This window comes from Pseudoduganella sp. jia 9 (genome assembly GCF_055502615.1).
Genome location: NZ_JBUPWE010000010.1, coordinates 16,545 through 32,657 on the forward strand (window position 1 = coordinate 16,545; position 16,113 = coordinate 32,657).

The 16,113-nt window shown below is 65.1% G+C and carries 15 protein-coding genes; 11 read left to right on the forward strand and 4 right to left on the reverse strand.

The features are described 5' to 3' along the window. Positions 1-68: 68 nt before the first annotated feature. The 3 genes from ACY34H_RS14070 to ACY34H_RS14080 all read right to left on the reverse strand — a co-directional run bounded on the left by ACY34H_RS14070 (position 69) and on the right by ACY34H_RS14080 (position 1,793). Positions 69-485: an organic hydroperoxide resistance protein gene (locus tag ACY34H_RS14070; RefSeq protein WP_464978114.1), complete on the reverse strand. Its 417-nt coding sequence runs from the start codon at positions 483-485 to the stop codon at positions 69-71. Positions 486-558: 73 nt separating this feature from the next. Then, complete coding sequence (locus ACY34H_RS14075; protein ID WP_464978115.1) at positions 559-1,107, reverse strand: thioredoxin family protein; 549 nt, start codon at positions 1,105-1,107, stop codon at positions 559-561. Positions 1,108-1,124: 17 nt separating this feature from the next. Continuing rightward, positions 1,125-1,793 carry a cytochrome c biogenesis CcdA family protein gene (locus tag ACY34H_RS14080; protein WP_464978116.1) on the reverse strand — a complete coding sequence of 223 codons (669 nt, stop codon included), beginning with the start codon at positions 1,791-1,793 and terminating at the stop codon, positions 1,125-1,127. A 328-nt stretch (positions 1,794-2,121) separates the two neighbouring features. On the opposite strand from ACY34H_RS14080, the gene ACY34H_RS14085 reads away from it, so the two are divergent. After that, positions 2,122-2,862: a response regulator gene (locus ACY34H_RS14085; protein ID WP_464978117.1), complete on the forward strand. Its 741-nt coding sequence runs from the start codon at positions 2,122-2,124 to the stop codon at positions 2,860-2,862. An 8-nt stretch (positions 2,863-2,870) separates the two neighbouring features. After that, positions 2,871-4,172 (forward strand): ATP-binding protein, encoded by a 1,302-nt coding sequence (locus tag ACY34H_RS14090; protein WP_464978343.1) that lies wholly within the window; start codon positions 2,871-2,873, stop codon positions 4,170-4,172. 33 nt (positions 4,173-4,205) lie between these two features. Here the strand turns inward: ACY34H_RS14090 and ACY34H_RS14095 are convergent, their stop codons facing one another. Further along, positions 4,206-4,967 (reverse strand): PP2C family protein-serine/threonine phosphatase, encoded by a 762-nt coding sequence (locus tag ACY34H_RS14095; protein WP_464978118.1) that lies wholly within the window; start codon positions 4,965-4,967, stop codon positions 4,206-4,208. 183 nt (positions 4,968-5,150) lie between these two features. On the opposite strand from ACY34H_RS14095, the gene ACY34H_RS14100 reads away from it, so the two are divergent. From ACY34H_RS14100 to rlmD, 9 genes are all read left to right on the forward strand, one after another. Then, a complete protein-coding gene (locus ACY34H_RS14100; protein WP_464978119.1) occupies positions 5,151-5,351 on the forward strand; it encodes a YdcH family protein in 201 nt (66 codons plus the stop codon). A 31-nt stretch (positions 5,352-5,382) separates the two neighbouring features. After that, a complete protein-coding gene (locus ACY34H_RS14105; protein ID WP_464978120.1) occupies positions 5,383-7,416 on the forward strand; it encodes an ATP-dependent DNA helicase in 2,034 nt (677 codons plus the stop codon). Positions 7,417-7,568: 152 nt separating this feature from the next. Further along, the gene (locus ACY34H_RS14110) at positions 7,569-8,174 is read left to right on the forward strand and encodes a toll/interleukin-1 receptor domain-containing protein (RefSeq protein WP_464978344.1); all 606 of its coding nucleotides are present in this window, start codon (positions 7,569-7,571) and stop codon (positions 8,172-8,174) included. A 142-nt stretch (positions 8,175-8,316) separates the two neighbouring features. Next, on the forward strand, positions 8,317-10,194 hold the full coding sequence (locus tag ACY34H_RS14115; protein ID WP_464978121.1) for a KGGVGR-motif variant AAA ATPase: 1,878 nt from the start codon (positions 8,317-8,319) through the stop codon (positions 10,192-10,194). A 73-nt stretch (positions 10,195-10,267) separates the two neighbouring features. Further along, on the forward strand, positions 10,268-11,005 hold the full coding sequence (gene surE, locus ACY34H_RS14120) for a 5'/3'-nucleotidase SurE (RefSeq protein WP_464978122.1): 738 nt from the start codon (positions 10,268-10,270) through the stop codon (positions 11,003-11,005). Continuing rightward, a complete protein-coding gene (locus ACY34H_RS14125) occupies positions 11,002-11,901 on the forward strand; it encodes a protein-L-isoaspartate(D-aspartate) O-methyltransferase (RefSeq protein ID WP_464978123.1) in 900 nt (299 codons plus the stop codon). Before surE ends, ACY34H_RS14125 begins: the two co-directional genes overlap by 4 nt. A gap of 207 nt (positions 11,902-12,108) precedes the next feature. Then, entirely contained in the window at positions 12,109-13,032 is a 924-nt protein-coding gene (locus ACY34H_RS14130) for a peptidoglycan DD-metalloendopeptidase family protein (RefSeq protein ID WP_464978124.1), read from the forward strand. 317 nt (positions 13,033-13,349) lie between these two features. Further along, on the forward strand, positions 13,350-14,396 hold the full coding sequence (gene rpoS / locus ACY34H_RS14135; protein ID WP_464978125.1) for an RNA polymerase sigma factor RpoS: 1,047 nt from the start codon (positions 13,350-13,352) through the stop codon (positions 14,394-14,396). Positions 14,397-14,718: 322 nt separating this feature from the next. Then, positions 14,719-16,062 (forward strand): 23S rRNA (uracil(1939)-C(5))-methyltransferase RlmD, encoded by a 1,344-nt coding sequence (rlmD, locus tag ACY34H_RS14140; protein WP_464978126.1) that lies wholly within the window; start codon positions 14,719-14,721, stop codon positions 16,060-16,062. Positions 16,063-16,113 lie beyond the last annotated feature (51 nt).

Here is a 16,113-nt window from a genome sequence, read left to right on the forward strand (position 1 = left end):
GCCGGCTTTCTTTTTGCCAATGTATTGCCTGGAACCGGGGTCTGACCCCGGTTTGAGGCAATTTTGTGTCAAGACAAGGTCAGCGTGACGTCGATGTTGCCGCGCGTGGCTTTCGAGTAGGGGCAGTTCGCGTGGGCGCCGTCGACGATGGCCTGGGCGGTGTCGCGTGGCAGGCCGGGCAGGCTGATGGCCAGCCGGGCTTGCAGGAAGTAGCCGCCGGTGCCGGTGCCGAGATCCACTTCGGCGTGCACGCCGGTCTCCGGCGGCAGCGCCACTTTCAGCGCGGCCGCGGTCAGGCCCATGGCGCCGATGAAGCAGGCGGACCAGCCGGCGGCGAACAGCTGTTCCGGGTTGGTGCCGCTGCCGGGGGCGCCGGGCGGGCTGAGGTTGATGTCGAGGCGCCCGTCGTCGCTGCGGGCGGCGCCCTTGCGGCCGCCTGTCGTGAGGGTGCGGCCGGTGTACAGGACTTTGTCGATCTGGTTCATGGTGTTCTTTCGATGCCCGGCGTAACTGTCGTGTCGCGGCGGCCGGGATGCGCCGCGCCACGCGAATGAATGCTCAGCCTTTTTGCGCCAGCAGTGCGCGGATGGTGGCTTCGGTCTTGTCGTAGGCGCCTTCGCCGAAGTGCGTGTAGACCACTTGACCCTTCCTGTCGATCAGGTAGACGGCCGGCCAGTACTGGTTGCTGTAGGCATTCCAGGTGGCATAGCGGTTGTCCTGCGCGACCGGGTACGTGATGTCGAAGCGGCCGATCGCCTTCTTCACGTTGCTGGCGCTGCGTTCGAACGGGAACTCGGGCGTGTGCACGCCGACCACCACCAGTCCCTGGTCCTTGTACTTGCGGTGCCATTCGGTGACGTGCGGCAGCGTGCGGATGCAGTTGATGCAGGTGTAGGTCCAGAAATCCACCAGCACGACCTTGCCGCGCAGCTGTTGCATCGTCAGCGGCGCGCTGTTGTGCCACTGCTCGATGCCCGCGAACTCGGGTGCCGTGGCAGCTGCGGGAGCGGCGGCGGCGCTGGCGGCGGCGAAGGTGCCGGCGACCAGGACGGCGATGCCGGCCTTGGCGAAGTTGACGAAGTTGACGAAGTTGACGTTGGTACGCATGTCAGGGTCCTTTCAGTTCAAAAGAAATCGGGGAATAAGTCGGCGGCCTTTGCATAGATCAGCACGTCGTATTGCAGGTACATCGCCAGCGCGGTGAGCACGATCAGCACGCCGAACACCTGTTGCAGCCGTTCGCTGTGCCGGGCAATCAGGCGCACACGCCCGGCGACGGCCTGGCCGCCCAGCAGGATCGCCAGCATCGGCACGGCGGCGCCCACCGCATACAGGAACAGCAGCCAGGCCGAGCGCCCCACATCCTGGGCCCCCGCCACCAGCACGAGGATCGATGCCAGCACCGGGCCGGCGCACGGCGTCCAGACCGCGCCCAGCGAAGCGCCAAGCAGGAAGCCGCCGCTCGCCGGCACAGGGAAGGACGGCAGCTTCGCCATCAGCCAGTCGTAGGGCCTGCTCCAGATGCGCAGCAGCCCGAAGGCGCCGAGCAGCAGCAGCGACAGGTTGCGCAATGTTTCCTGCGCCACGTGCACGGCGCTCGACGCGGCGCCCAGCAGCAGCCCGAACGCGGTGAAGGTGACGATGAAGCCGGCCATCGTCATGAAGGGACGGCTGCGCCCCGATGCGCCGGCGGCGCTGCCGAACAGGATCGGCAGGACCGGCAGGATGCAGGGCGAGGCGACGGTGAAGACGCCGGCGGCCAGCGCCAGCGGTGCTTCGAGCAGGTGGTTCATGGCGGACTTTCGGTGAGTGGCGATGTGTCCATTGGACCGCCGCCACGTATCGGCGGTGTGTCGCGCCCCGGGGAGAAGTGAAACGCCATATGTCCGCACGCGGGCCGGATACATTGGCATACAAAGGCCGGCCGCCGGTCGGCTATAAAGGCGGCAAGGAGGCTGCACATGACACGAACGAACCCGATTGAAAGATCGATTGCAAGGCTGCGGAGCCTGCTGGCGGTACTGCTGTTTGCCGGCGCCGGCATCGCCGCCGAGCTGCGCTGCCCCGGACCCTGTCCATTGGTGGCAATACAAGTGAAACGCCGTGAGATAAGATGACGCGATGAACGATTCCGACCATGTATTGATCGTCGATGACGACCGCGGTATCCGCGAACTGCTCGCCACCTACCTTGAAAAGGAAGGCATGCGCACGTCGGCGGCCGCCAACGGCCGCCAGATGCGCGCCGCGCTGGAGGCCGCCACGCCGGACCTGATCGTGCTCGACCTGATGCTGCCCGGCGAGGACGGCCTGGCGCTGTGCCGCGAACTGCGCTCCGGCAAGCACCGCAACGTGCCCGTGCTGATGCTGACCGCGCGCGGCGACGAGGTGGACCGCATTATCGGCCTGGAAATGGGCGCGGACGACTATCTCGCCAAGCCGTTCGGCGTGCGCGAGCTGCTGGCCCGCATCCGCGCCGTGCTGCGCCGCACGCGCATGCTGCCGCCGAACATCCAGGTGACGGAAAGCGTGCAGATGCTGGGCTTCGGCGAATGGAAGCTCGACACCACGCATCGCCACCTGCTCGACGAGCAGGGCACGATGGTGGCGCTGTCCGGCGCCGAGTACCGCTTGCTGCGCGTGTTCCTCGACCATCCGCAGCGCGTTCTCAACCGCGACCAGCTGATGAACCTCACGCAGGGCAAGAATGCGGACGTTTACGACCGCTCGATCGACCTGCTGGTGAGCCGCCTGCGCCAGCGCCTGGGCGACGGGGCGCGCGAGCCCCGCTACATCAAGACGCTGCGCAACGAGGGCTACGTGTTCTCGTCGGCCGTCACGCTGCTGGCGGATCCCCCGTGACCGCCCTGATGGCCCGACTGATGCCGCGCAGCCTGTTCGCCCGCATCACGCTGATCCTGTGCCTGGGCCTGGCCGCGACACTGGGCCTGTCGACCTGGCTGACGGTGATGGAACGCGACCGCGCCACGCTCGACATCATGACCGGCTATGTGGAGCGCGAAGTGGTCACCTCGGTCGCGCTGCTCGACCACCTGCCCGCGGCCGAACGGGAGCGCTGGCTGCCGCAACTGGCGCGGCGCAGCTACCGGTTCGTGCTCGGGCCCGGGATCGCCGGCGTGATGCCGGACGCGGAACTGTCGCAGCGCTTCGCTGCCGCGATCACGGACGGTATCGGCAGGCGCTATCCGCTGACCGTGAACGCGGTGCCGGGCGATGCCGAGCGGTTCCAGGTCCACCTGAAACTTTCCGATGGCGCGCCGCTGACGATCGACATGCGCCCGATGCACGGCGCGCCGCTGTCCGGCTGGCTGCCGGCGCTGCTGGCGGTGCAATTGCTCGTGCTGGGGCTGTGCTGCTGGATCGCGGTGCGCCAGGCCACCCGCCCGCTGCACCAGCTGGCGCAGGCAGCGGACGGCCTCGGGCCGGAGCTGCAGGCGCCACGGCTGCCGGAAGACGGGCCTTCCGAGGTGGCGCGTGCGGCGCGTGCGTTCAACGCCATGCAGGAGCGCATCGCGCTGTACGTGGCCGAACGGATCCGCATCCTGGCCGCCATCTCGCATGACCTGCAGACGCCGATCACACGCATGCGGATGCGGGTCGACATGATGGACGACAGCCCGGACCAGCCCAGGCTGCGGCAGGACCTGCGCGAACTGGAAACGCTGGTGAAGGAAGGCATCGCGTATGCGAAGACGCTGCACGGCACCCAGGAGGAAGCGCGCCGCATCGATATGGATGCGCTGGTCGACAGCCTGGTGTGCGACCATGTCGACGCCGGGCAGGACGTGGCGTTGCGCGGCACGCTCGGCACGCCGCTCGTCACCAGGCCGCAGGCGCTGAAGCGCATCCTGGGCAACCTGGTCGACAACGCCGTGAAGTTCGGCGGCGCGGCGGAAGTGGAGGTCGGCCGGGAAACCGATGGCCGCATCGCGATCGCGGTGCTCGACCGCGGTCCCGGGATTCCGGACGACCAGCTGGCAGCGGTGTTCGAGCCGTTCGTGCGGCTGGAAACTTCGCGCAACCGCGATACCGGCGGCACGGGACTGGGGTTGTCCATCGTTCGGCAGCTGGCGGCGACGCTGGGGGCGGAGATCGTGTTGCGCAACCGGGAAGGCGGCGGCCTGGAGGCGCGGCTGGTGCTGCCGGGCTGATGGCAACGCCACGGTCCATCGTACGGCGGATCGTCAGTCCGGTGTCACCAGCCGCAGGATCGCCATCGTGCAATTGTCGCCATTGCCTTGCGCGCGTTCCCTGGCCTTGTCGATCAGCAGTTCGGCGGCCTGGCGCGGCGTGCGGCGCGATACGGCGCCGGCCAGTTCCTTATCGGCGAACCAGGGCCACAGGCCGTCGGTGCACAGCAGGAAGCCGTCGCCGGGCTGCAGGTTTTCATGGCAGCCGACGGACACGAACGGTGCCTTCAGCCGGTTGCCGAGTACATTGTTCAGCAGCCGCGAGGCGCGGTGCCGGCGGGCGGCATCGAGGGGAAGCCGGTCGGCAGCGACGAGATGGGCGATGTAGCCGGCATCGTCCGTCCTGCTGGCGGGGGCGCCGTTGGCAAAACGATACAGCCGGGTATCGCCCACGGTGGCCCAGACCGCCCGGCGGTCCGGCGTGAGCACCAGCAGCGCCATGGCCGACTGCGCGTCGCCGGCCTCGGGCAGCGGATTCATCAGCATAATGTCGTGCGTCTCGCGGGCGATGGCGCGCAGCAGATCGCCGATGCGCTCGACACTGGAGGCGTCGCCGGCACGGAATTGGTCGAACAGTTGTTTGCCGGTATGCAGCAATTGTTCGGCGCCGATCGCATTCGCGGCACCGCCATCGGCCACTACCGCCATGATGTAGCCGGGGGCCTGCGAGGCGGTAAACAAGGCGGCGCGGTCGTGCTGGCGAGGGCGGTTGCCCACGTGCTGGGCGGTGCCGGCTTCGAGTCGATAGATGCTCATGATGACGGGAAATCTCCCCTGCTTTTCTTCAATGCTTACGTGGGAGCCTGCTCCTGGGTTAAACTATGCACCGGTAAGCGGTTTGATGGCAAGCAAATGTTGCCATACGGATTGTTGCGAAGTTGGCAATGTGATGCCGGCGTAGCGAAGTTGGCAACTCCTCACACTGGTAGCGAATTCCCCATGAAGAACGAAGAAGAGATCCGGCGCCGCATCGTCGAACTGGACGTGGAGCATCGCGACCTGGATGCCGTGATTGAAATGCTGACGCGCGACGGGCACCATGACCAGCTCCAGCTGCGTCGCTTGAAGAAGCGCAAACTGCAATTAAAAGACTACGTCACGCTGTTGAAGATGCAGCTGGTGCCCGACGTACCCGCCTGAATTCCCGATTCGCCACACCCAAGAAGACAAAGTGACTGACCACGACCAGGCGCCAGCCGTCCCCGACGGCAATGGCGACGATTCCGTTTCCGCGGCCGCTCCCGGCAAACACGATGCCGAGGTGGAGCGGCTGTTCGGCGTCGGCGGCCCACTGGGGCCGGCGGTCGGCGGTTTTCGTCCCCGCAAATCGCAAACCGAGATGGCCAAGGCCATTGCCCAGGCCATTGCCGAGCAGCAGACGCTGATCGCCGAGGCGGGCACCGGTACCGGCAAGACGTTCGCCTACCTGGTGCCGGCGCTGATGTGGGGTGGCAAGACGATCGTCTCGACCGGCACCAAGAACCTGCAGGACCAGCTGTTCCTGCGCGATATTCCCACCGTGCGCGCGGCGCTGAAGGCGCCGGTATCGGTGGCGCTGCTGAAGGGCCGCGGCAATTACCTGTGCCATTACCACCTGGAGCGCACGCTGGCCAACGGCCGGATGACGTCGCGCGAGGATGTCGGTTACCTGCGCGAGATCTCGCGTTTCCTGAAGATGACGCAGACCGGCGACAAGGCGGAACTGGCGCGCGTGCCGGAAAACGCGCCGGTGTGGAACCTGGTGACGTCCACGCGCGAGAACTGCGTCGGCCAGGAATGCCAGTACAACCAGGACTGTTTCGTGCTGAAGGCGCGGCGCGAGGCGCAGCAGGCCGACGTGGTCGTCGTCAACCACCATCTGTTCTTCGCCGACGTGGCGCTGAAGGATACCGGCGTGGCCGAACTGCTGCCGTCGGCGAACACCATCATCTTCGACGAGGCGCACCAGCTGCCCGATACGGCCACGCTGTTCTTCGGAGAGACCGTGTCCACCAGCCAGGTGCTGGAACTGTGCCGCGACGTGCTGGCCGAAGGCCTGGCCCATGCGCGCGACGGCGCCAACTGGGCCAGCGTGGTGTCAAGCGTGGAGAAGGCTGCGCGCGACCTGCGGCTGACATTCCCGCAGGACGTGGTGCGGCTGTCGCTGCCCCAGATCGCGCCGTCGTCGGATTTCTTCCCGGCGCTGGAAAAACTGAAGGAAGAACTGGACGGCATGCTGGAAGTGCTGGAAGGGCAGGCGCAGCGCGCCGAAACCATCGAGCATTGCCGCACGCGCGGCCTGGAACTGGCGCAGAAGTACAAGGACTGGACGTACGACCCGAAGGTGAAGGTGCCGCCAGGGAAGGAGGCCGTGTACTGGGTGGAGGCGTTTGCCAGCTCGCTGCAGCTGCACAAGACGCCGCTGTCGATCGCGCAGATCTTCAGCAACCAGCGCGAGGGCACGCCGCGCAGCTGGATCTTCACGTCGGCGACGCTGGCGGTAAAGAACGACTTCAAGCACTTCTCCCACCAGCTGGGGCTGTACGACGAACCGGCCATGTCGTGGCCGAGTCCCTTCAATTATCCGGAACAGGGCATCCTGTATGTGCCGCAGGGCTTGCCCGATCCAAACTCGATGGGCTACACGGATGCCGTGCTCGATAGCGCACTGCCCGTCATCGAGGCGGCTGGCGGACGCACCTTCCTGCTGTGCACCACGCTGCGCGCGGTGAAGCGGGCGGCGGAACGCCTGCGCGACGAATTCGAGCGGCGCGGACTGAAGTTCCCGCTGTTCGTCCAGGGCGACCGTGGCCGCACCGAGCTGCTGGACCAGTTCCGCAAGGCCGGCAACGGCGTGCTGATCGGCAGCCAGAGCTTCTGGGAAGGCGTGGACGTGCGTGGCGAGGCGCTGTCGCTGGTCATCATCGACAAGCTGCCGTTCGCGCCGCCGGACGACCCGGTGCTGGCCGCGCGCATCGAAGTGATGGAAAAGAAGGGCATGAACGGCTTCGTCCACCACACGCTGCCCGAAGCGATCATCAACCTGAAGCAGGGCGCCGGCCGCCTGATCCGCGACGAAGGCGATCGCGGCGTGCTGATGCTGTGCGATCCGCGCGTGATCACCAAGCCGTATGGCCGCCGCATCTGGCAAAGCCTGCCGCCATTCAAGCGCACCCGCGAACAGGCGGAAGTGATCGCCTTTTTCCAGCCGTCCGCGGCACCCTGATTCCCCTCTCCACGTGGTGTACTGCGCAGCCGTTTGACTGCGCAGTACACCTTTGCGCCAGCGCAAAGTAACCGTTGACCAGCTTGTTAAAGTGGGCCGCAGCAGTTACACAAAAAAACTCCATGATCAGGGGAGAAACAGGAGAGGACGACATGACGATCCGCTATGGCTGTTTCTTCAGCTATGCCCACGGCCAGCACGCCTACATGAGGGAATTCCGCAATGCCCTCGTCGACGCGCTGCGCTGCTATCTCGAACCACACCTCGATACGGAAGCCGAGCTGTTCGTCGACAGCGAGCAGCTCGGCGGCGGCGACGATCCCGATGCGAGAATTGCGCGTGCCATGTGTGAAAGCGTATGCATGATCATGATCTACACGCCCAAGTACGAGGCCCATCTCTACACCCGGCGTGAATTCGCAGCCATGCAGATGATCGAGGCCGAGCGCCGCACCTGGTACCCGCTGCCCAGCCACCTGATCATCCCGGTGGTGATGACGCGCCATCCGGTCGGCCTGCCGCCGCAGATCAGCGAACCGGGTTTTTATGTGGACTTTTCGCGCTATACCCTGGCGACCGGCGACCTGAAGACGAATCCCGATTTTTTGCCGGACATCGACCGGATCGTGCAGCGCATCGTCGCCCATTATCACTACCTGAAGTACAGCATTCCGCCCGGACATGATTGCAGCAGGTTCGCGTTGCCGCCAGCCCCGCCGGCATGGCGCCCGGTGCCGCCGCCGCATTTTCCCCGCTGATGTCCGCCACCGATCCTGCCGCTGCTTGTCAACGATGATTTCAGCGCGTTTTCACGTGCTTCCCACATGCGCCTCACGTGGTTCACATGTGTTCCTCACGTTTCTACTGTTTTCAACAGGTTTTCTTCATTAAGGGCTCGCTATGGAAACGCATCGACTGTCTCTACCGCCCCTGGACGAACCCGGCGAAGTCATCACCTTCTATTCCCACAAGGGGGGCGCCGGGCGCACCATGGCACTGGCCAACCTTGCCGTCATGCTGGCCCGCCGCAACAATGCGAGCGTGCCCACGCTGGTGATCGACTGGGACATGGAAGCGCCGGGCCTGCACCACTACTTCAGGTCGATCGGGGACGGGCCGGGCGTGCTGGAGCTGTTCGAGGCGTGCCGCGACCAGTTGCTGCGCCGGACGCGGCTGATCGCCGAGCGGGACGATGCGGCGCTTGCCCAGGCGGTGCTGGACGCGGTGGGTTGGGAACAATACGTGACGAGGGCCGATAACGGCCGCCCTCTCTATATGATGCGGGCGGGCAGGCAGGACGCGAGCTACCCGGAGAGGCTCGCCGGGCTGGACTGGGAAGCGCTGTTCGACGCCTGCCCGGCGCTGTTTCGCGTGTTCGCTGCAAACCTGGCGCGCCGCTTCCGGCACGTGCTTGTCGACTCGAGCGCCGGGCGCAGCGGCACGGCGGGCATCTGCACGACCCTGCTGCCGACGAAGCTGGTGCTGGTATTCGCACCGAACCGCCAGCACCTGGAAGGCGTCGAAGCGCTGGTGCAGCGCGCCACCACCTGGCGCCGCAGCCACGAGGACGAGCAGCGCCAGATGCTGATCTATCCGCTGCCTTCGCGCATCGAGATGGACGATTCGGCGCGCCGTGTATTGTGGCGGCGCGGCGACCCGGAGCGAGGCATCCCCGGCTACCAGCCGCTGTTCGAGCGGGCGTTCGCCGAGGCGTATGGCATGTCGCGCATCTCGCTGGAAAGCTATTTCGACGAAGTGCAGCTGCAGCAGGCGCGCAGCCTGGCGTGGGGCGAACCGATGCCGGTATGTGCCGACGAAGAGGATGACCGGTTTTCCGTCACCCGCACATTCCAGGCATTCCTCGGCTGGTTCCTCGGCGGCTACCGGCCGTGGCAGTCGCGTGATGAAATCCCGCTGCTGAACGCGGTGGCCCAGGGACGGGCGGCGATGGAGCGGGGCGGCGGGCGCGGCGTTTCCCTGCCGCTGGCGCGCGACCTGGCCCGCCTGGGCGAGCTGTACCGTCGCGAAGGCCGTCATGAGGCGGCTGCCGGCTGCCTCGAAGAAAGCCTTTCGCTGCATGTGCTGATCCTGGGCGACGACCATGTCGACACGCTGGACAGCAAGGCGGCGCTGGCCGACCTGCTGTTCGAACAGGAGAAGTATGGGGAAGCACATTTCTTGCAGGAAGCGGTATTGGCGGTCCGCGAAAAGCTGTTCGGTGCCGGCGCACCCGTGACGCTGGAAGCCGCGTCCGCCCTGGCGGCCACGCTGGCGCAGATGAACCAGGTTCCCGAGGCGCTGGCGTTGCAGGATGCCGTCATCGACGCCCAGCAGCGCCAGTTGGGCAACGAGCACCTGGCCACCGTCGAAAGCCTTGCCGTGCGGGCCGACATCCTGTGCCACGGCGAACAGCTCGAGGGGGCCGTGGAGCTGCTCGAACAGGTGCTGGCGCTGCGCAGCCGGCTGCTGGGCCCCGAGCATGCGGACACGGTGCGCACCCGCAAGGTGCTGGCCCAGGCGCGTAACCGGTTAAGGCAGCCCGAGCCGGCGGCCACGCGCGACATGCATGGACGTGAGAATGGACATGAGCGCGGGCATGAGCGCGGACACGAGCACGGACATGAGCACGGACATGAGCGCGGGCCGGAGCGCGGGCGCGACAGCAATGGTGGGGGCGTGGAGCAGCCGCACGCCGCTTATCCGCAGAGCCGCGCGCGGCGGGTCAGCCCTGACGAACTGGCGGTGGATGGCGACCTGTCGCCGTCGCGCCTGCGCTGAAAGCGCCACATTTTTCAGCATGGACGAACATCCGCATGCGCTGGCGGGTCGTTGCTTCAGGTAAAATTCCTGTATGAGGATCCTTATCAGTAACGACGACGGCTATCTCGCCCCCGGCATCAATGCGCTGGCGGACGCGCTGGCCGCGATCGCCGATATCGTGGTGGTGGCACCGGACAGCAATCGCTCCGGTGCATCCAATTCCCTGTCGCTGGACCGGCCGCTGTCGGTGCAGCAAGCGGCAAATGGTTTTTATTTTGTTAATGGCACACCGACCGATTGCGTGCACGTGGCCTTGACCGGCATGCTGGTCGAGCGCCCCGACCTGGTGGTTTCCGGCATCAACAACGGGCCCAATATGGGCGACGACACGCTGTATTCGGGAACGGTGGCGGCAGCCACCGAAGGTTATCTTTTTGGCATTCCCGCCATTGCTTTTTCACAGGGTGAATGGGGCTGGGCCCATATCGACGATGCGGCGAAAGCCGCCCGCGATATCGTGCAGCGCTATGCCGAAGCCCTGGAAAAACCGTACTTGCTGAACGTAAACATCCCGAATCGCCCCTACGATGCGCTCGGCCAGCCGGTGGCCACGCGGCTGGGACGGCGCCACCAGGCCGAACCGGTCATCAAGTCGCACGATCCGCGCGGCCGCGAGATTTTCTGGATCGGCCCGCCCGGTGCATGCAAGGATGCCGGCGAAGGCACTGATTTTCATGCCGTTCAGCAAGGGCGCATTTCCATGACGCCGCTGCAGATCGACCTGACCCACCGACCGCAACTCGACCTCCTGGCAAAGGCCCTCGGATGACCGACAAGCCCCGTACTTTTCCGCTGCCCCTGTCGTCGGTGACGGACAAGGGGCAAAAGAAGCAGACCGTGTTCGGCCCGGTGGCAACGCCGCAAACGGCAACCCGTAATGCCGCCTACAACGCCATGCATAATTCAGGCGCGTCCACGACAAACAAGCCTGCTCCCGCCGCGACCGCGACGCATGGTTTCAACGCCCGGCCCGCACGGCCTGCCGGTGCGCCGGCCGAGCGCGTGCCGCCGGCCGCGCCAAGGCAGGATGCGCTGGTGTCGGGCGCGGTACGGCGGGCAATGGTGGCAAGGGTGGCGCAGCAGGGTGTGCGCGACCAGGCGGTATTGAGCGCGCTCGAAGCCGTGCCGCGTCACTTGTTCGTCGAGGAAGGGCTGGCGCCGCAGGCTTACATCGACGCGTCGCTGCCGATCGGCCATCACCAGACCATCTCGCAGCCCTATATCGTGGCGCGGATGATCGAGGTGATGCGGCAGGGGAAGCAGCTTCAGCGAGTACTGGAGATCGGTACCGGTTGCGGCTACCAGGCAGCTGTTCTCGCATGTATTGCACAAGACGTGTATTCCATTGAGCGCATCAAGCCGTTACATGAGCTGGCGAAAGCCAACCTGCGGCCGCTGCGGGTACCGAACCTGCGGCTGCACTACGGAGATGGTATGCTTGGGCTGCCACAGGCAGCGCCGTTCGACGGCATCATCCTCGCCGCCGCGGGTCTGGAAGTACCGCGGGCGCTGTTGGAGCAATTGGCCATCGGCGGGCGACTGGTTGCGCCGGTAGGCGAGCGCAGCCAGCGCCTGGAGCTGGTCACGCGTGTGGCAAAGAGCGAATGGCAACGCCAGATGCTCGAAGATTGCCACTTCGTACCGCTGCGGCCCGGTACGGTGTGAGGCATGCGGTTCGATAACGCGCTCCAGCTCGAAGAGTTGAATAAGAGCGGCGCAAGAACTGCAAATAACAAGTAATTACCCGCCTGGCCGCACGATGATGTCGGGTCATGATGTCTCGGGACTCTTTGAGAATTTCCGAGGACTTCCATGGCCGGGATGCCGCGTGCCGCCCCAAGGTGTAGCCGAGAGATATCAATTCAGATGAGCATGACGAAAAAAAGTTCCCTGTTTGTGTTGTTGCCGCTGGCGGTGTTGGCCGCCTGTACTTCCACCCCGCAGCAGGCCCCCGTGGTCGAGCGCCCCATTACCCGCCGCGCGCCGCCGCCGGCACCCGCGCCCGCGCCTGTCCAGGAAAACCGGGAAGGCTATTACACGGTGAAGAAGGGCGACACGCTGATCCGCATCGCACTCGATCATGGCCAGAATTACCGCGACATCGTGACGTGGAATAATCTCGCCAATCCGAACGATATCAAGGTGGACCAGGTGCTGCGCGTGACGCCGCCTGAAGATGCCCCCGGTGTGCGCACGGCCGCCGTGGCGATGCCGCCGGATACGACGAAGCTCGCCCCACCGGTACCGAAAAAAGTGGAACCGAAGGGCGACAAGAAGCCGTACGCCGAGGCTGACCTGAAGAACGACAAGGATGGCGACGGCAAACCGGACCCGGCACCGAAAGCCGCCGAGAAGCCGGTGCAACTGGCCAGCGTGAAGCCGTCGGTGCCGGCTGCGGCGCCAGTGCCCGCGCTGTCGCCCGAAGACCGCGAGGTGAGCTGGATGTGGCCGGCCGAAGGCAGGGTCGTCGGCCAGTTCGACGAAGGCAAGAACAAAGGTATCGACATCGCCGGGCGGCCCGGGCAGCAAGTGCTTGCCGCAGGTGCAGGAAAGGTGATGTATGCCGGTAGCGGCATCCGCGGTTATGGTAATCTCGTCATTGTGAAACACAGTAACGGCCTGCTATCCGCCTACGCACATAACCGATCCATCCTCGTCAAGGAGGGCCAGACGGTGGGCAAGGGGCAGGCGATCGCCGAGATGGGGGATTCCGATTCCGACAGCGTCAAGCTGCACTTTGAAATCAGGCAGCAGGGCAAGCCGGTGGATCCTTCCAAGTTCTTGCCTAACCGCTAGGAATCCGCGCGGTAGAAGGATTGGGACCGAACCGGATTTGGCTCGAACCAGATTTGGACCGAACCGGATTGGGCCGAACCTCCTTCTGCCGTGCAGCCTCCCAGGCATTGCGCGGATCCCTGCAGGTACCGCGGCGTTGCAGGCAGAACGTACGGCATTGCGTTATGTGGTTTGCCAGATCAGGTAGCTCGCCAAAACAGTAATTCGCCAAATTTGCGTCAGTTTGCGTCAATATGCGTTATTGGCCCGAGATTGGCGCGAATTGGCCCGGATTGGCGCCAGGTATCAGCCCAGGTATCGCCCATGAGGTAACGCCCATGTCCAGCTCGCCGAACGATCCCCTGGAAGACGACTCCCTCCCGGACGACTTGTCGGACGAGAATTTCGGGGGCGACAGCCTGGCCGACGACCGGCTCGGCGGCGATGTCGACGAGGAAGGCGGCGACGAAGGCGTCAGCGCCCCCGTCGAAGGCCGCGTTACCGCGCTGGCCAGCGTCGACGAGTTGAAAAAAGTGCTGGCGGCCGAGCTCTCCACCGATACCACCCAGCATTACCTGAACCAGATCGGCACCCGGCCCCTGTTGACGGCGCCGCAGGAAGTGCATTTCGCCACGCTGGCCAAGGCGGGCGACTTCGCCGCCCGGCAAAAGATGATCGAGCATAACCTGCGGCTCGTCGTCTCCATCGCCAAGCATTACATCAACCGTGGCGTCGTGCTGCTCGACCTGATCGAGGAAGGCAATATCGGCCTGATGCGGGCGATCGACAAGTTCGAACCCGAGCGGGGCTTCCGTTTTTCCACCTATGCCACCTGGTGGATCCGCCAGAGCATCGAGCGCGCCATCATGAACCAGGCGCGCACGGTGCGGCTGCCGGTGCACATGGTGCGCGAGCTGAACCAGATCCTGCGCGGTAAATATCACCTCGAGGCGCAACACCACAACGGCAAGGATGCCAGCGCGGAAGATATAGCCGACCTCGTCGGCCGGCCGGTCGACGAGGTGCAGGATATCCTTGCGTTGTCAGAGCACGCCACGTCGCTCGATGCACCGCTGGACAACGATCCGCAGTCGTCGCTGATGGACATGCTGCCCGGCGATGCGGACGACAGCCCGGATGCGCGCGCCGAACACCGGGAAATGACGCATCTGGTGCGCGACTGGCTGTCGCGGCTGCCCGACAAGCAGCGCATCGTCATCATGCGCCGCTTCGGCCTGGACAACGACGATCCCGCCACGCTGGAAACGCTGGCCGAGGAAATGGGCGTGACCCGCGAGCGGGTCCGGCAGATCCAGCAGGAAGCACTCGTCAAGCTGAAACGGGCAATGGCCGCGCGCGGCGTGGTGCGCGATTCGCTGCTTTGACGTCGTCCGGATAGCCGGCAAGAACCTGTATCGCCCGCCGCGAGCGTCAGCCGAAATATCGTCTGCCGCGAACATCTGCAAACGAACATCGGCAACGAACGTCTGCCCCGGTATGGCCGCCGGTGTCATCCAGCGCGGTATCGCTCACCGGCATCGCTCACCATATTGCCCAACGCGCCGTCCCTCATTGTCGCGTCGAGATCCGGCGAAGGGCCGGCACGGACAGGCAGCAGGCGCCGGCCCTTCGGCGGATTTCATCGTGCCTTCTGCTATCATATTGCCCTTCCAAATCGCCGCCTCGCCGGCCAACCGATAGACACTCATGCAAGACAATAGCATCGACATCAAATCGCTCGACATGGACGCGCGCGGCGTCGGCCACATGCAGGATAACGAAGACGGCACGCCGGGCAAGGTAGTGTTCGTGGAGGGCGCGCTGCCGGGCGAGCGCGTCAGCTTTGAAATGCTGCGCAAGAAAAAGAACTGGGAATCGGGCCGCGTGACGCAGATACACCGCGAATCGGCCATGCGCGTGCAACCGAAATGCGTGCACTTCGATTACTGCGGCGGCTGCTCGATGCAGCACCTGGAGCCATCGGCGCAGGTGGCGATCAAGCAGCGCGTGCTGGAAGATAACCTGTGGCACCTGTCGAAAGTACAGGCGGACGTGATGATGCGCCCTCTGCATGGTCCCACCTGGGGCTACCGCTACCGCGCGCGGCTGTCGGCGCGTTATGTAGCGAAGAAGGGCACCGTACTGGTCGGCTTCCATGAAAAGAAATCGGTCTTCGTGGCCGATATCCAGAGCTGCCAGATCCTGCCGAAGCACGTGTCGGACATGATGATGCCGCTGCGCGCGCTGATCCATTCGCTGTCGATCTTCGACAAGGTGCCGCAGATCGAACTGGCGATCGGCGAAGACCTGACGGTACTCGTGATGCGCAATATGGTGCCGTTGACGGGCGACGACGAAGCGAAGCTGAAAGCCTTCGCCGACCAGTACGACATCCAGTGGTGGCTGCAGCCGAAAGGCCCGGATACCGCGTACCCGTTCTACCCGCTCGGCAAGGAGCTGCATTATCTGCTGCCGGAGTTCGGCATCCGCATGCCATTCAAGCCGGTCGACTTCACGCAGGTGAACCACCAGATCAACCGCGTGCTGGTGCACAAGGCGCTGCGCCACCTCGACGTGCAGCCGGGCGAGCGCGTGGCCGACCTGTTCTGCGGTATCGGCAACTTCACGCTGCCGCTGGCGACGCAGGCGCGCGAAGTGGTGGGCATCGAAGGCAGCACGGCGCTGACGGAACGGGCGCAGCAGAATGCCGTCATCAACGGTGTCGGCGACAAGACCACGTTCTACTGCCGCAACCTGTTCGAGGTAACGAAGGACGACCTGATCGCACTGGGCAAGTTCGACCGCATCCTGGTCGACCCGCCACGCGACGGCGCGATGGCGCTGTCGCTGGCACTGGCCGAGCTGAAGGAAAGCAATCCCGAGCTGCTGCCCAAGCGGATCGTCTACGTATCGTGCAGCCCGTCCACGCTGGCGCGCGATGCCGGCGTGCTGGTCCATCGTGCCGGCTATGTGCTGTCGCAGGCGGGGGTGATGAATATGTTTCCTCATACGTCGCATGTGGAATCGATGGCGGTATTCGATCTGGCTTGACCGGATGCCAATCAGTCCTTGCGCCCGGCACTGCCGGACGCAAGTCCCGCA

Coding starts and splice junctions, on each gene's coding strand:
- ACY34H_RS14110 (WP_464978344.1), top strand. CDS start 7,569: ATGACGATCCGCTATGGCTGTTTCTTCAGCTATGCCCACGGCCAGCAC.
- ACY34H_RS14095 (WP_464978118.1), bottom strand. CDS start 4,967: ATGAGCATCTATCGACTCGAAGCCGGCACCGCCCAGCACGTGGGCAAC.
- rlmD (WP_464978126.1), top strand. CDS start 14,719: ATGCAAGACAATAGCATCGACATCAAATCGCTCGACATGGACGCGCGC.
- ACY34H_RS14090 (WP_464978343.1), top strand. CDS start 2,871: ATGGCCCGACTGATGCCGCGCAGCCTGTTCGCCCGCATCACGCTGATC.
- ACY34H_RS14080 (WP_464978116.1), bottom strand. CDS start 1,793: ATGAACCACCTGCTCGAAGCACCGCTGGCGCTGGCCGCCGGCGTCTTC.
- ACY34H_RS14075 (WP_464978115.1), bottom strand. CDS start 1,107: ATGCGTACCAACGTCAACTTCGTCAACTTCGTCAACTTCGCCAAGGCC.
- ACY34H_RS14125 (WP_464978123.1), top strand. CDS start 11,002: ATGACCGACAAGCCCCGTACTTTTCCGCTGCCCCTGTCGTCGGTGACG.
- ACY34H_RS14070 (WP_464978114.1), bottom strand. CDS start 485: ATGAACCAGATCGACAAAGTCCTGTACACCGGCCGCACCCTCACGACA.
- ACY34H_RS14100 (WP_464978119.1), top strand. CDS start 5,151: ATGAAGAACGAAGAAGAGATCCGGCGCCGCATCGTCGAACTGGACGTG.
- ACY34H_RS14115 (WP_464978121.1), top strand. CDS start 8,317: ATGGAAACGCATCGACTGTCTCTACCGCCCCTGGACGAACCCGGCGAA.
- ACY34H_RS14085 (WP_464978117.1), top strand. CDS start 2,122: ATGAACGATTCCGACCATGTATTGATCGTCGATGACGACCGCGGTATC.
- rpoS (WP_464978125.1), top strand. CDS start 13,350: ATGTCCAGCTCGCCGAACGATCCCCTGGAAGACGACTCCCTCCCGGAC.
- surE (WP_464978122.1), top strand. CDS start 10,268: ATGAGGATCCTTATCAGTAACGACGACGGCTATCTCGCCCCCGGCATC.
- ACY34H_RS14130 (WP_464978124.1), top strand. CDS start 12,109: ATGACGAAAAAAAGTTCCCTGTTTGTGTTGTTGCCGCTGGCGGTGTTG.